General features: G+C 43.2%; 17 protein-coding genes. 10 read left to right on the forward strand and 7 right to left on the reverse strand.

Going from position 1 to position 13,857, the window contains the following annotated elements:
- Positions 1 to 3: 3 nt before the first annotated feature.
- From FTU42_RS06300 to FTU42_RS06325, 6 genes are all read right to left on the reverse strand, one after another.
- On the reverse strand, positions 4 to 387 hold the full coding sequence (locus tag FTU42_RS06300) for a hypothetical protein (RefSeq protein WP_074383190.1): 384 nt from the start codon (positions 385 to 387) through the stop codon (positions 4 to 6).
- Between the two features lie 21 nt (positions 388 to 408).
- A complete protein-coding gene (locus tag FTU42_RS06305) occupies positions 409 to 714 on the reverse strand; it encodes a YcgL domain-containing protein (RefSeq protein WP_100355325.1) in 306 nt (101 codons plus the stop codon).
- A gap of 130 nt (positions 715 to 844) precedes the next feature.
- Entirely contained in the window at positions 845 to 1,987 is a 1,143-nt protein-coding gene (locus FTU42_RS06310; protein WP_005097077.1) for an HRDC domain-containing protein, read from the reverse strand.
- Between the two features lie 178 nt (positions 1,988 to 2,165).
- Positions 2,166 to 2,762: a recombination mediator RecR gene (gene recR / locus FTU42_RS06315; RefSeq protein WP_180083178.1), complete on the reverse strand. Its 597-nt coding sequence runs from the start codon at positions 2,760 to 2,762 to the stop codon at positions 2,166 to 2,168.
- Between the two features lie 13 nt (positions 2,763 to 2,775).
- The gene (locus FTU42_RS06320; RefSeq protein WP_004731251.1) at positions 2,776 to 3,105 is read right to left on the reverse strand and encodes a YbaB/EbfC family nucleoid-associated protein; all 330 of its coding nucleotides are present in this window, start codon (positions 3,103 to 3,105) and stop codon (positions 2,776 to 2,778) included.
- A gap of 28 nt (positions 3,106 to 3,133) precedes the next feature.
- Entirely contained in the window at positions 3,134 to 4,321 is a 1,188-nt protein-coding gene (locus FTU42_RS06325; RefSeq protein WP_074383193.1) for an O-succinylhomoserine sulfhydrylase, read from the reverse strand.
- 142 nt (positions 4,322 to 4,463) lie between these two features.
- On the opposite strand from FTU42_RS06325, the gene FTU42_RS06330 reads away from it, so the two are divergent.
- The 10 genes from FTU42_RS06330 (at position 4,464) to FTU42_RS06375 (ending at position 12,502) form a co-directional block, all read left to right on the forward strand.
- Positions 4,464 to 5,561, forward strand: coding sequence for an alpha/beta fold hydrolase (locus tag FTU42_RS06330; RefSeq protein WP_180083179.1), 1,098 nt, complete (start codon positions 4,464 to 4,466; stop codon positions 5,559 to 5,561).
- 62 nt (positions 5,562 to 5,623) lie between these two features.
- Complete coding sequence (locus FTU42_RS06335; protein ID WP_005097081.1) at positions 5,624 to 6,496, forward strand: NAD(P)-dependent oxidoreductase; 873 nt, start codon at positions 5,624 to 5,626, stop codon at positions 6,494 to 6,496.
- 86 nt (positions 6,497 to 6,582) lie between these two features.
- The gene (locus tag FTU42_RS06340) at positions 6,583 to 6,852 is read left to right on the forward strand and encodes a YARHG domain-containing protein (protein WP_005170626.1); all 270 of its coding nucleotides are present in this window, start codon (positions 6,583 to 6,585) and stop codon (positions 6,850 to 6,852) included.
- Between the two features lie 31 nt (positions 6,853 to 6,883).
- A complete protein-coding gene (locus tag FTU42_RS06345) occupies positions 6,884 to 7,297 on the forward strand; it encodes an HIT family protein (protein WP_180083180.1) in 414 nt (137 codons plus the stop codon).
- A gap of 304 nt (positions 7,298 to 7,601) precedes the next feature.
- Positions 7,602 to 8,717 carry a porin gene (locus tag FTU42_RS06350; RefSeq protein WP_180083216.1) on the forward strand — a complete coding sequence of 372 codons (1,116 nt, stop codon included), beginning with the start codon at positions 7,602 to 7,604 and terminating at the stop codon, positions 8,715 to 8,717.
- Between the two features lie 435 nt (positions 8,718 to 9,152).
- On the forward strand, positions 9,153 to 9,344 hold the full coding sequence (gene cydP, locus FTU42_RS06355) for a cytochrome oxidase putative small subunit CydP (RefSeq protein WP_100329574.1): 192 nt from the start codon (positions 9,153 to 9,155) through the stop codon (positions 9,342 to 9,344).
- Complete coding sequence (locus tag FTU42_RS06360) at positions 9,344 to 10,927, forward strand: cytochrome ubiquinol oxidase subunit I (RefSeq protein WP_180083181.1); 1,584 nt, start codon at positions 9,344 to 9,346, stop codon at positions 10,925 to 10,927. Before cydP ends, FTU42_RS06360 begins: the two co-directional genes overlap by 1 nt.
- Positions 10,924 to 12,069, forward strand: a complete 1,146-nt coding sequence (gene cydB / locus FTU42_RS06365; protein ID WP_074383199.1) for a cytochrome d ubiquinol oxidase subunit II — start codon at positions 10,924 to 10,926, stop codon at positions 12,067 to 12,069. The genes FTU42_RS06360 and cydB overlap by 4 nt, the downstream gene beginning before the upstream one ends.
- A gap of 25 nt (positions 12,070 to 12,094) precedes the next feature.
- A complete protein-coding gene (cydX, locus tag FTU42_RS06370; protein ID WP_004278713.1) occupies positions 12,095 to 12,196 on the forward strand; it encodes a cytochrome bd-I oxidase subunit CydX in 102 nt (33 codons plus the stop codon).
- 3 nt (positions 12,197 to 12,199) lie between these two features.
- Positions 12,200 to 12,502, forward strand: coding sequence for a cyd operon YbgE family protein (locus tag FTU42_RS06375; RefSeq protein WP_005170606.1), 303 nt, complete (start codon positions 12,200 to 12,202; stop codon positions 12,500 to 12,502).
- A 198-nt stretch (positions 12,503 to 12,700) separates the two neighbouring features.
- Here FTU42_RS06375 and rodA read toward each other — a convergent pair whose 3' ends face one another.
- Positions 12,701 to 13,840 carry a rod shape-determining protein RodA gene (rodA, locus tag FTU42_RS06380; RefSeq protein WP_180083182.1) on the reverse strand — a complete coding sequence of 380 codons (1,140 nt, stop codon included), beginning with the start codon at positions 13,838 to 13,840 and terminating at the stop codon, positions 12,701 to 12,703.
- Positions 13,841 to 13,857: the final 17 nt, after the last annotated feature.

Genomic DNA, 13,857 nt, shown 5'->3' on the forward strand with positions numbered 1-13,857 from the left:
TACTTACAACGGTGAACTTTTCTTGTGAACACGAAGATTGCCCTTGTTCGACACATAGGTCGACCAGCAATAGCCAATCACAGATCCAATCCCAATGACAAATAAAATAAGTGACGCATTAATCCAAATCAGAGCTTGCTCTTTGGTCAACACACCAAACAGCAAGCCAAAGATTGCAGGTGCGATAGAGGCATTCGGCCCCTCGGATACCGTCGGTGTCAATAGAATGGCAAAGCCTAAAATCCACAAAAAACCACCAAGCGGCTTAGGCAGCCGCTTGGTTACGCCATACCAGCACCATAAAGCAATCAGGCTGCCCAGCAGATAAACCGCAACAGCAATGCTCTGTTCAGGAATTGAGTCTAAGACAGCAACATAACCATTCATTTCACAACTCCTGAATTAACATTAAGCGCCACGCAATCCTTCTGGAGCGACTGCATTCGGATCAATCAAGCCTTCTGGCGGCATTTGCAAAAAGAAACCACGTGTAGCAATAGAATCCATCACATGCAATACATTGGCACGTGCCAGTTTACGCGATTCGCTCAGTTCAAGATGCATGACAAAAGTCGCACGTCCAAATGCGGCTTGTACGGGCTCAGACAATACGCTGAGTGGCTCGAATATTTCAGCTTCGCTTTCATTCGCAGGACGCGCCACATACAGATACATTTCACTTTTTTTGCTGGATTTGTAGATAGACACTTGCATGTTTCAAACGACTTTTCTGGAAAAACATCCGCAAGGATACATCAAAAAAAAGACAGAAACATTAGCCACGTCTCATGCATCAGTCGTGATTTTGTATAATTGCTCTATCTTTAACCAATCCTGCAAGCGATCACTCGCTGACTTTCATCTGGGTCGATAAATAAGATTCATCCTGATGCAGCACCTGAATCAGTGGCTGGGTTAACAGTTCATAGCGCCAGCCCAGCAGATAATCCGGCAGATCCTGCTCATCCTTATGAAAGACCACATGCTGATACAAGGCATTCAGCCATTTTTTACGCATCAGCACTTCTTTTGGAATTGAGGTTTCATCGACTACATTTTGAATGATGTTATCGATCTTTTCGCCGATATCTTTGGAGGAATGACGGATTGGACGCGCCAGACGTAACGGCCAGCTTTCCGGTTCCGGCAAGAATTTCAATAAATCTAAAATAGTTTTACCATGTTCACGAACCACATTTGAACGGATATCTTTGACTTGACTCAACTGGAAGTTATTGCGCGGGAACTTCTCGACCAGATCAATCATACTGACATTCTTTAAGATAAAACTACGTGGCTGATTCAGTGCTTTGGCAATCTGATCGCGCCAGACCATCAATTGCTGTAATTGCATCAGCTGACGGCGTGAATGGCGATAATTCCCCACATCCTGATATAACAAGGCCGTTGGTGTATCTTCACCAATTTCCTGAGTCAAGAAACGACAGTCTTGCAAGGCAAAATCCAGTAGGTATTTCGTATCTAGCTCTTGTTTGATTTTGTCAGACAGCTTGACCAGATAATGCACATCATTGGCCGCATAAAGTAATTGCTCTGAACTTAAAGGACGTGCCAGCCAGTTAGAACGGGTCTGGTCTTTTTCGATATCGACTTCCAGCATCTGTTTGAGCGCATTCTGATAGCTGACTTGCAGACCATGCCCCAGAAAAGACATGCCGACCTGGGTATCAAACACATTGGTCAGTGATTTCTTTTGGGTATAGTGATAAAGCAGATCAATATCTTCGCTACAAGCATGAAAAATATTCTGCTGGGCGTTAAAAACTTTATTGAAGAACTCAGTCAGATCCAGGGTGGTTCCATCCAGCAAATAGACCTTGTTGTCTACATTGATCTGAAACACACCCAGTTTCGGCCACAAAGTATCGACCTTGATAAATTCGGTATCCAGCCCGTAAACAGAACTCTGATCCATCAGGTTCAGCACAGGGTATAAATCGTTTTGATGTTGAATAAATTGAAACATAAAGACTGAGTCTAAAATTAGATTCTCGATAGATCCATATTAACTGATCTATAGAATTTTTGTATAAAAAATAACGCTGATTCTGCTCTATCTAGCAAAAATACCCCTTATTTATTAGGCTCTAGATTTTAAATAATATCTTTTTTATATTAAAACTAACAAGATTTTTAAGTCTATCTTACTTCATGCGCATCCGGTTATGTACGGCCTGACTCAAGGTATGACTATCGACATATTCCAGTTCACCGCCCTGTGGTACACCTTGGGCAATTCGAGTCATCTGGATCGGCAGATGCTTGCTGGCTTCCACCAGATAATGTGCCGTGGCCTGACCTTCTACCGTCGCATTAGTAGCGAGAATGACTTCCTTCACCTGACCATTGGCCAAACGGTGCAACAAATACGGAATGCCAATTTCTTCAGGCCCAATCCCATCGAGCGGTGACAAATGCCCGCCCAGTACATGGTATTTCCCTCTAAAACTGCCACTTTGCTCAATCGCCATAACATCTGCAGGTGATTCCACCACACAGAGCAATTCATCATCACGATCTAGCGACGTACAGATATTGCACACTTCATCTTCAGTCAATGAATGACAGACTGAGCATTCATGAATGTAGTTGGTCGCCTCAGTCAACGCATGCGCCAGATCAATTGCACCTTCACGATTTTTCATGATCATATGCAAAGCCATACGTTGAGCCGATTTCGGCCCAACGCTTGGCAAAATGCGTAATGCTTGAACCAGTTGATCAAAACGATCACTAAACATTGCGCATTCTTCCTTAGAACATACCTGCCAGACCCGGTGGTAAACCCATACCCGAGTTTGCTGCTTTCATTCTTTCATCAGAGACCAATTCTGCCTGACGCGCAGCATCATTCATTGCAGCTGCAATCAGGTCTTCAATCATATCTGGATCATCCTGAAGTAATTCAGGGTTGATTTCGATACGCTTCACCACATTGCGGCAAGTCATGGTGACTTTGACCAAACCACCACCCGCTTCGGCATGCACTTCAGTTTGTGCCAGCTCTTCTTTGGCTTTTTTTACATTGTTTTCAACTTCTTTTTGCATGCGCTGAGCTTGCTGCATCAACATATTAATGTTCATAAATATCTCCGAACATAAATTTATAAAATTAGATAAGATCTAAACCACGAGTAATATCACGAATAATATCACCAATCTCTTCTAAACCAACAGAAACACGAATTAAACCTTCGCGAATACCTGCTGCTTCTTTGGCTTCAGGCGATAATTTACCGTGTGTGGTGGTTGCCGGATGGGTAATGGTTGATTTCGCATCCCCCAGGTTACCGGTGATCGAGATAAACCGGGTATTGTCAATGACTGTCCAAGCGGCTTCACGACCGCCTTTCACCTCAAAAGACACAATGCCACCAAAACCCGTCTGCTGTTTCACTGCCAGCGCATGACCGATATGCGCAGGCAGACCGGCATAATAAACCTTCTCTACCTTTGGATGCTGATCCAGAAATTCAGCCAGTTGCTGCGCACTTGCTGAATGCTCACGCATACGTAAACGTAACGTTTCCAAGCCTTTCAGGAATACCCATGCATTAAACGGACTCATTGAAGGACCTGTGGTACGCACATAACCAAAGATTTCTTCCAGCAGTTTATGGTTTCCAACCACAGCTCCACCTAAGGCACGGCCCTGACCATCCAGATATTTAGTCGCAGAATACACCACCAGGTCTGCACCAAATTTGAGGGGTTGTTGTAACACTGGTGTACAGAAGCTATTGTCGATTGCCAGTAAAGCATCATTGGCATGGGCAATATCAGCCAATGCCTGAATGTCAGCCACTTCTGCAAGCGGGTTTGATGGAGATTCAACAAACAGTAATTTGGTTTCAGGCTGGATGGCATTTTTCCATGCATCAAGATCGGTCAAATCTACAAAATCGACACTAACCCCAAATTTTGCGACATATTTTTCAAATAGCGAAACAGTCGAACCAAAGACTGCACGTGAGCAGATGACGTGATCACCTGCTTTCAAAAAAGCCATGGTCACTGCCATAATGGCAGCCATACCTGAACTGGTAGCAACGGCGCGCTCTGCACCTTCGAGTGCCGCCAGACGTTTTTCAAACATGGCAACGGTTGGGTTGGTAAAGCGAGAATAGATATTGCCCGGTTCCTGACCTGAAAATTTCGCAGCAGCTTCGGCGGCATTTTCATAAACAAATGACGATGTTAGAAAAATGGGTTCAGCATGCTCACCCTCAAAGCTACGGGTATGACCTGTACGGATGGCTAAAGTTTCTAATTGATATGAAATATCGTCTTGCTGGCTCATCGCTCTACCTCAGCCCTAAGGCTGCCTTTTGTAAAAAATTGCCAACATTTTGAGCGCCTATGCTATTTCAGGTCAAGGCATAATAAGCAATTATTGCTTAGACTTCGATCAATCCTTCCCCGGATACGGATATTTTATTTACATGATTCAGTTAAAACAAAACTTTCAGCGCCAGCAAAAAAAATTGAAACATTTCAGTGCCCGGATGTTTAATGCCTCCTCTCTGATTCTTTCGCAAAAAACGCCTTTTGAATATATTGCCAGCACCGAGTTTTGCAAGATTCGCTATTACGCCTCACCCGAGAAGAAATATAGGGAGCCGTTGGTATTTGTCGCCCCTCTCGCCATCAATATGGATATCTATGATCTGTATCCCTATCGTTCGCTGGTCAAGCATTTTCAGCATAGCGGTTTTGATGTCTATCTGGTGGAATGGAAACGTTTTAACTTTAGACATCGTCATTTAAACTTTTTGTCTTTTATTGATGCAGCCATTCCTCAATCTATTGAAACCATCTGCAAGCATTCGAACAGTCAGTTCATTTCCCTACACGGCTGGAGTATGGCTGGGGTATTTGTCACGCTTTATACCGCCTTGCATTCGCCTGAACATGTCAAAAATTTGATGGTCGTTGGCAGCCCCATCGACAGTTATGCATCAGGACGGGTCGGCAAACTGTTTTCGACCACCAATAAACTGATTTCTAAAAATAAAAATCTGCAACAGGCCATTCATCAGGGTCATATTCCAAAGCAATATATTCATACGCCCGGCATTGTGAATGCCTTGGGCTTTAAATTACTGGATCCGATCGGCTGGCTAAAAAGCCAGAAGCAGTTTTTGCTGAATCTGGATCATGTCGAAAATGTCTATGAACATGCCACCATGGGAAATTTTCTGAATAAGATGATTGATTATCCGGGCGGGATTAATCAGGACATGGTCTTACATCTGTGGCTGCAAAATCCTTTAAAACAAGGTTCAATCACCTTAAATGGTCTTACTGTTGACCTTAAGAATATCAGCTGCTCGCTGTTGGTCGGTGCCGGCCAAACCGATCAGATTGTCACAGAACAGTCAGCTAAGCCTTTGATAGAATTGACAAGTAGCCAGGATAAGACGTTTACTCTGATTCCGGGTGGTCATCTGGGCCTGATGTCCAACCAGAAAACAGCCAATACGTTCTGGCCCAAAATGACGACCTGGCTGGCGCAGCGCTCTACACGTCTTGATGCTTAGCGTATCTGCGTCAGCATCGCTAAAAAACATTAAAATTTACTTACATATTCAGAGGATACAGCATGATTCAGTCAGTAGCATTTATCGGTTTAGGTGCCATGGGTTATCGTATGGCAGCACATTTACCCAAGCAGTTTGATACCGTCTATGTCTGGAACCGCAATTTTGACAAAGCAGAGCAACATGCTGCTGAATATGGCACCCAAGCCGTTACGCTAGAACAGGCCGTTCAGGCAGATATTATCTTTTCATGTTTGCCGACCAGTGCCGATGTAGCACAACTTCTGGAAAATTTGTCGCTTAAATCCGGCTCAGTCTGGGTCGACTGTACCAGTGGTGTACCGGATTCCGCGCAAACACTGGCAGCACAACTGGCTGAACGTGGTGCGATCTTTCTGGATGCACCGGTCAGCGGTCAAACCATTGGTGCTGAAAATGGCACCTTGACAGTGATGGTAGGCGGCGATGTCCAAGGTTTTGAAAAAGCCCTTCCCGCGATGCAGGCTTTTGGCACACTGATTAAGCATGTCGGTGAATCTGGCGCAGGTTTTGCAGTGAAAGCTGTGAATAATATGTTAATGGCTGTAAACCTGTGTGCGGTCGCAGAAGGCTTTACTACGCTGAAAGCACATGGAGTCAACCTGAATGAAGCACTGGATTGTATTAATGCTTCAAGTGGTAAAAGCATGGTGACCGAAACCGTATTGCCGCAGCGTATTTTAAATCGCAGTTTTCCTGTAACCTTTGCCCTGCCACTCTTGGCCAAAGATACCGGCATCGCAATCGATCTGGCGCGTGAGGCTAAACTGTCTGCGCCTGTGCTATCATTAACCCAGAATCTAATTCAGGCGGCCAGTGATCTATCGGATAAAAACAGTGATTTTTCCAGTGCCGTGAAAATGTATGAATCATGGAGTAATATTACCATCGAGTAATATCTCGCCATTGAATAATGATAACAAAACCTCATATTGTGACTAGTAGGCAGGCACATATAGTGGATAACCCAGAGGAAACTCGCATGAAGAAATTTTCTGTTGCAGCATTAATTGGCTTAGCAACTTTGTTCGGGGCTTCAACATCGGTTCTTGCATCTGAACAGGAATGCAAAAAATTGAAAAATGATCATGACGTGATTTATGCGTCTAAAGGATTCTGTTTTAAAGATCCAGAAGCAAAAGCGAAGTTCGGCAATGACAATTGCTATACAACCAAGCCAAAATTCTCGGAAAAAGAGCAACAACGTCTTGACGTGATCAAAGATCGTCAGAAAGAATTGAACTGTAAATAATTCAATTCAATAACGCTCAAGGAATGTACTTATGACTTATGATGATCAGAATATTTTTGCACGAATTCTACGCGGTGAACTTCCTGCGATTAAAGTGTATGAAGATGACCAGGTTCTTGCATTTATGGACATCATGCCGCAAGCAGATGGTCATACTCTGGTCGTTCCGAAAGCACCAGCCATCACTTTACTAGATCTAGATCCTGAAGCTGCAGCCTATACGATTCAGATCGTACAGAAAGTCGCAAAAGCCATTGAAAAAGCTTTAGGCGTTGACGGCATTGTCCTGATGCAATTATCAGGTGCTGCTGCTGGCCAGACTGTACCGCATATTCATTTTCATCTAGTGCCGACTTCTCTGCACAACTTGGGTAAACATGCTGCCCAGATGGGTGATCAGGAAAAAATTAAAGCGCTGGCTGAAAAAATCAAAGCTGCACTTTAAGTTTAACTGAATAAAAAAAATGGAGCTTCGGCTCCATTTTTTTATTCTACTTAAAGCATAAAACTTTAGAAATAAATGCGAATCATTAAGATAATAGCAACCAAATTATCTTTAAATACAAAAAATTGAATGTGTAATATTACAAAACTTACAAAATACAACATTTAACAGATTTGAAATATTTCCTTAATCTTACTGTCTTATTTGTAATCGATACTTAGCACCAATAGAGCGGTACATGTTTCAACACATGACTGAAACTTGTTTTAAGACGATGAATAAAAAGTCTTTATTGGAGCAACACATGAAAAAAACGTTATCTGCATTAGCAATTGGGGCAACAATTTTAACACCAGTCATGGCAGCTGCTGCTGACGTTAAAATTTATGGTCGTGCACACGTATCATTAGACTATCTTGATGATGGTGCAGATTATAACGAAGTTGGACTTTCTTCAAACTCTTCACGCCTAGGCTTTAAAGCTGAACAAAAATTAGAAAATGGCATGACTGTTTTTGGTCAGGTTGAGCAAGAAATTAACTTTGCTAGCGGTTCTCAAAATAATAGTGGTGTTGACTTTGCAACACGCGATACCTTTGTTGGTTTAAAAGGTGACTTTGGTCAAGCTCGTGTAGGTCGTTTTGATAGCCCGTTTAAAGTAGCGCGTGGTCCAGTCAACTTTTTTGGTGACATGGTGGGTGATATCCGAAACGTAACACGTGTAAGTGAACAGCGTTTTGATGAACGTAATGAAAATACCATTGAATATAAATCACCAAAGTTTGGCGGTGGTTTTAATGTATTAGGTGCAATGTCACTACATGAAGATAACAGCCCTTCAGCTGATGATGCCGCTAAGCAAGATAACAATGACAAAGATAAAGCATATGATCTAGCACTTACCTATAAAGAAGGTAAAGTTGATTTTGCTACTGCCTACGAGCACTATGAAGAAAATGCTAATCGTGGTGAGCGTAATGGCTTCCGTATTGCAGCAGCCTACAAAATTACTCCAGAATTTAATTTAGGTGCTTTATATCAATACACTACGTTTGATAGACAAGGTACAGCAGCAGAACTTGCGGCAGCCGAAGGTAGTGCTTTAGATAAATTAATTTCAAAACAAGATACACATGTATTTGGCGTAGCAGCTGACTATAAATTTGCACCAAAAACGTATCTCCGTGGCCAAGTGTTCCACCGTGATGTAGATGCAGATGATGCAAATGCAACATTATTGGCACTGGGTGTTGAACACCGTTTAGACAAAACAGTACGTGTATATGCAAACCTGGCAACTGTACTAAATGATGAGAATTCAAATGTTACACCATGGGCACAAGCGCGTACAAACAACGTAGGCGGTACACGCGGTGAAGATGCAACCGGTCTTTCTCTAGGCATGCGTTACGACTTCTAAGTCCAGTCTCCCTCACCAAGCTTAAAAAGAACATGTTTCCAGCATGTTCTTTTTTTGGCGTGTTTTTTATCAATATAAAATGATGAGAAAGATTGTGACACTGATATTCAACCCTTATAAAACCAACCAAAATAGTTTGATTAATTTTATTCTTTATTTTAAAACCAAGCATTTCAATCAGATTAAAAAGCATTAATCCAACTAAAACAATCTACATTCAAATATATAAATATAAGCATTTTAGTCGGATTTAAAAAAACAATAAAATTACATAAAATAATAAAAAATATTTAGAATAAATTTTAACTCATATAAATATATATTTATTATTTTCAAATATTTATAAATATATATTTATTTAAATTGTATCTTCTATTTATTTTTTAGTTACAATAGATTAATAATATACAACAAGTCACAGACAGGCTTAGTCGAATGAGCTTAGTTCCCAACAATCTAAACCAGAGAGTGGTTAGAGAAATAACCGCTATTTTAATTATCAAGGTTATTTTACTGATGATCATTAAAAATATCTGGTTTGATGCGCCTACGATTCCTAAAAATTTTGATAACCAAGTCGCCGAGCGTATCGCCGGCAATCCTTCCCAAATCCAGGAGACACGTTGATGATTTCTGAAAGCGTGGTCGATCTCTCGCGGTTCCAGTTCGCCATGACCGCGATGTATCACTTTATTTTTGTTCCACTGACTTTAGGCCTGGCTTTTCTGCTTGCCATTATGGAAACCACCTATGTGATTTCCGGCAAAGAAATCTATAAAGACATGACCAAGTTCTGGGGAAAACTGTTTGGTATTAACTTTGCCTTAGGGGTAACCACAGGCCTGACCATGGAGTTCCAGTTCGGAACCAACTGGGCTTATTACTCGCATTATGTCGGTGATATTTTTGGTGCACCGCTGGCGATTGAAGGTTTGATGGCCTTCTTCCTTGAATCGACCTTTATTGGCTTGTTCTTCTTTGGCTGGGATCGCCTGTCCAAAGTGCAACATCTGGCAGTTACCTGGCTGGTAGCTTTAGGTTCGAACATGTCTGCGCTGTGGATTCTGATCGCCAATGGCTGGATGCAAAACCCGGTTGGTTCTGTATTCAACTACGAAACCATGCGTATGGAAATGGTGGACTTTGCCGCACTGATCTTTAACCCGGTTGCTCAGGTAAAATTCGTACATACAGTGTCTGCAGGTTATGTCACAGGTGCTATTTTTGTACTGGCCATTTCAAGTTATTACATGCTGAAAAAACGTGACTTGCCGTTTGCACGCCGTTCTTTTGCCATTGCAGCCATCTTCGGGCTTGCGTCTACACTTTCAGTGATTTTACTGGGTGATGAATCAGGTTATGAGCTGGGCGATGTCCAAAAAACCAAACTTGCGGCGATTGAAGCAGAATGGGATACGCATCCTGCACCAGCAGCATTCACCTTATTTGGGATTCCAAATGCAGAAACCCAAACCACTGACTATGCGATCAAGATTCCTTATGTGATGGGTCTGATTGCAACCCGCTCCACCACTGAACAAGTGACCGGAATTAAAGATCTGATTACTCAGCACGAACAGCGGATCCGTAACGGTATGGTGGCGTATGAACAGTTAGAGCTGCTCCGTGCAGGAGATAAATCACCTGAGCTTAAAGCGGCTTTTGATGAATCACAAAAAGACCTCGGTTATGGCTTGCTGCTGAAAAAATACACACCAAATGTTGTTGATGCCTCTGATGAGCAAATCAAAGCAGCGGCTAAAGACACCATTCCACATGTACCAAGCCTGTTCTGGGCATTCCGCGCCATGGTGGGTTCTGGTTTCTTGATGCTGCTTCTCTTCATTCTGGCAACTGTTGCAGTCGCAAAACGCAATGCTGAAAACAAACCTTGGTTATTAAAATTTGCCTTATTTGCACTGCCTTTACCTTGGGTGGCTGCACAAACTGGCTGGTATGTAGCAGAAGTCGGTCGTCAGCCTTGGACGATTGGTGAAGTCTTACCGACGCATCTTTCAGCCTCCAGCTTAAGTACTGGCGATGTATGGGGTTCAATCCTGGCATTGGCAGCCTTCTACACGGTGTTATTGATTATCGAGATGTATCTGATGATCAAATTCTCACGCCTTGGTCCAAGTTCCCTGCATACCGGTAAATACCACTTTGAAAAGCTTGCAGCAGAAAAGGCAAATGGGGAGACTCAAGCATGATCGAATATGAATTACTCAAAATAATTTGGTGGGTGCTGGTCGGCGTATTGCTGATTGGCTTCGCCCTCACCGATGGCTTCGATATGGGCTCTATGGCGATCATGCCATTTGTGGGCAAAAATGATAACGAGCGCCGTGCTGCAATCAATACCATTGCCCCGCATTGGGATGGTAACCAGGTCTGGTTCATTACTGCCGGGGGGGCTTTATTTGCTGCCTGGCCAATGGTTTATGCAACAGCCTTCTCTGGCATGTACTGGGCATTATTACTGGTACTGTTTGCCTTATTCTTACGTCCGGTCGGCTTCGATTACCGCTCTAAACTGGAAAATACCAAATGGCGTACTTCCTGGGACTGGGGCTTGGCGATTGGTGGTGCAGTTCCGGCATTAGTCTTTGGTGTAGCGTTTGGTAATATGTTCCTCGGTGTGCCTTTTACCCTGGATGAAACCGTACGTTCTACCTACACAGGAAGTTTCTTTGCCCTGCTGAATCCATTTGCGATTGTGTGTGGTCTGGTCAGTTTATCGATGTTATGCGCACATGGTGGTGCATGGCTGATGCTGCGTACTGATGGCGACCTGCGTCAACGTTCTGCCAAAGCGACACAAATCATGGGTCTGGTCTACTTGGCGACTTTCCTTGCTGCGGGTGCATGGTTGTATTTTGGAAACATCCAGGGTTATAGCCTGGTGATGCCTTTTGACACCAATGGTGTTGCCAACCCATTAGCAAAAGAAGTACTGACCAATGCCAATCCGGGCTGGATGAACAACTATTCAACTTATCCAATTACAATGGCAGCTCCAATTGCCGGCATTCTAGGGGGATTAATCATTGTACTGGCTGCAGGTAAAAACAAGGCTGGCTTGAGCTTCCTGGGTTCTTCTCTGGCAGTCGTCGGTGCAATCTTGACTGCCGGTTTTGCCCTGTTCCCGTTCCTGATGCCATCCAGCTTAAATCCGACTGTCAGTCTGACGATGTGGGATGCGGTATCCAGTAAAAACACCTTAACTGTCATGACAGTTGCAGCTTGTATTTTTGTTCCATTGATCCTGATCTATACCACTTGGTGTTATTACAAGATGTGGGGCGTGATTACCAACAAACATATTGAAGACAATTCACACAGCCTGTATTAAGGCTGTGCACTAAGGAGACAAAATTATGTGGTATTTTGCCTGGATTCTGGGTGTACTGATGGCGTGTTTTGCCAGTGTGATTGCTGCAATTTATATGGAACAACACCAAGACCTGGATGAGGAATAAAATATGACCGAAGCTGCGCTTGAGAAAACCGTTGTAGACAAGAAACCAAACAAATTTGCGATGATGATTTCCTGCCTGCTGGCTTTTCCTCTCGCCGCAGTGTTATTGGTTCATCCCTCTGCAATGCTGGATGCCAACGGTGAATATAGCCATAGTGCCATGATGTATATCATGATTGGTATTTCTGGAGGCTTTGTACATGGTGTCGGTTTCGTACCTCGCCACTGGTTCTGGAAATGGCTATTTAGTCCATTTTTGGCTTGGCCTTTGATGATCTGGGGCTATTACACCTGGTTTTTCAGTTAAATTTTAAGACTAAAGAGGCCCTCGATTGAGGGCTTCTTTATATCGTTTATCCATTTCTGCTTTTTGTTGTATGGTTATATCACTCTGCATTTGGAAGCAATTTCCACATTGAGCATGAATATAATGAAGATACTTTTCTTTACCCGCATGTCTTAACAATATTTGTAAAACCGGAACACATCCGACTTTTAGAATAATTTATCGATGGGTATGAATCGACATCACAATTCCCATACCTGCGAGCATTGAGATCACCGCCGTTCCGCCATAACTCATGAGCGGCAATGGGTCTCCCGTCACAGGTAAAATCCCGCTGACCATGCCTGAGTTTAGAAATACAAAAAAGAAGAAAGTCAGTCCCATGGCTCCAGCATATAAACGGCCAAAGTTATGAAAGCTGTTTAAACCAATCATCAGACAGCGAATAATAATGGCGGTGAATAAACTGAACAGCAGGAAAACACCGATAAAACCAAATTCTTCGGCATAAGTCGACATAATAAAGTCGGTATGATGCTCGGGCAGATAACCCAAATGCGATTGGGTCCCCTCAGTATAGCCTTTGCCTGTGGAACCACCTGAACCAATCGCGATTTTGGACTGAATGATATTCCAGCCTGCACCCAATGCATCCGACTCCGGATCAAACATCGTGGTGATACGTTTCTTTTGATACTCTTGTAGTACGAACATCCATAAAACCGGTGCTGCTACAGCCAGTGCTGCGGCCGCACCAACAATCAGACGCCACGACATCCCACTTAAAAACAAGACAAAAACACCCGGAATCACCAAACCAATATTCAAGTCAGGTTGGAGTGCAACCAAAACAAATGGTATAGCCAGTAAAATTAATGCACCAACAATATGTACAAATTTGGGAGGAAATGGCTTACGTGCAAAATACCAGGCCATCATCAAAGGCATGGCAAATTTCATCACCTCACTCGGTTGCATACTCCCAATACCAGGCAAAGTAATCCAACGCGTTGCACCCAGGCGTTTTTCACCAATCACAAACACCAAGAGCAGCATGAATATGCCAAAGGCATACAGGTAGGGACTGATCGCCTGATAGACTTTCGGTGGAATCTGCGCACAGATAAACAGCAGCACAAAACCAATCCCGAAACTGATTGCCTGACGAACAACCATCCCGGAGTCTTCAGAGGTCGCGCTATACACCACCATCAACCCCAGGATTGCATTGAGAACCAGAAAGCACAACAACCAGGGATCAAGGTGCAACTTGGTCCACCGGGAGGAATCTTGCGGGTTAATACTACGTCCATCACGCAAAGAATGACGTAAAAACCGATACTGCTGTGAAGGTATCATTGGCCAAAAGGTGAAAA

Source organism: Acinetobacter sp. YH12102 (assembly GCF_013419125.1).
GTDB lineage: Bacteria > Pseudomonadota > Gammaproteobacteria > Pseudomonadales > Moraxellaceae > Acinetobacter > Acinetobacter pseudolwoffii.

Coding starts and splice junctions, on each gene's coding strand:
- FTU42_RS06350 (WP_180083216.1), top strand. CDS start 7,602: ATGAAAAAAACGTTATCTGCATTAGCAATTGGGGCAACAATTTTAACA.
- FTU42_RS06345 (WP_180083180.1), top strand. CDS start 6,884: ATGACTTATGATGATCAGAATATTTTTGCACGAATTCTACGCGGTGAA.
- FTU42_RS06330 (WP_180083179.1), top strand. CDS start 4,464: ATGATTCAGTTAAAACAAAACTTTCAGCGCCAGCAAAAAAAATTGAAA.
- cydX (WP_004278713.1), top strand. CDS start 12,095: ATGTGGTATTTTGCCTGGATTCTGGGTGTACTGATGGCGTGTTTTGCC.
- FTU42_RS06320 (WP_004731251.1), bottom strand. CDS start 3,105: ATGAACATTAATATGTTGATGCAGCAAGCTCAGCGCATGCAAAAAGAA.
- FTU42_RS06375 (WP_005170606.1), top strand. CDS start 12,200: ATGACCGAAGCTGCGCTTGAGAAAACCGTTGTAGACAAGAAACCAAAC.
- FTU42_RS06360 (WP_180083181.1), top strand. CDS start 9,344: ATGATTTCTGAAAGCGTGGTCGATCTCTCGCGGTTCCAGTTCGCCATG.
- FTU42_RS06300 (WP_074383190.1), bottom strand. CDS start 387: ATGAATGGTTATGTTGCTGTCTTAGACTCAATTCCTGAACAGAGCATT.
- rodA (WP_180083182.1), bottom strand. CDS start 13,840: ATGATACCTTCACAGCAGTATCGGTTTTTACGTCATTCTTTGCGTGAT.
- FTU42_RS06310 (WP_005097077.1), bottom strand. CDS start 1,987: ATGTTTCAATTTATTCAACATCAAAACGATTTATACCCTGTGCTGAAC.
- cydP (WP_100329574.1), top strand. CDS start 9,153: ATGAGCTTAGTTCCCAACAATCTAAACCAGAGAGTGGTTAGAGAAATA.
- recR (WP_180083178.1), bottom strand. CDS start 2,762: ATGTTTAGTGATCGTTTTGATCAACTGGTTCAAGCATTACGCATTTTG.
- cydB (WP_074383199.1), top strand. CDS start 10,924: ATGATCGAATATGAATTACTCAAAATAATTTGGTGGGTGCTGGTCGGC.
- FTU42_RS06305 (WP_100355325.1), bottom strand. CDS start 714: ATGCAAGTGTCTATCTACAAATCCAGCAAAAAAAGTGAAATGTATCTG.
- FTU42_RS06325 (WP_074383193.1), bottom strand. CDS start 4,321: ATGAGCCAGCAAGACGATATTTCATATCAATTAGAAACTTTAGCCATC.
- FTU42_RS06340 (WP_005170626.1), top strand. CDS start 6,583: ATGAAGAAATTTTCTGTTGCAGCATTAATTGGCTTAGCAACTTTGTTC.
- FTU42_RS06335 (WP_005097081.1), top strand. CDS start 5,624: ATGATTCAGTCAGTAGCATTTATCGGTTTAGGTGCCATGGGTTATCGT.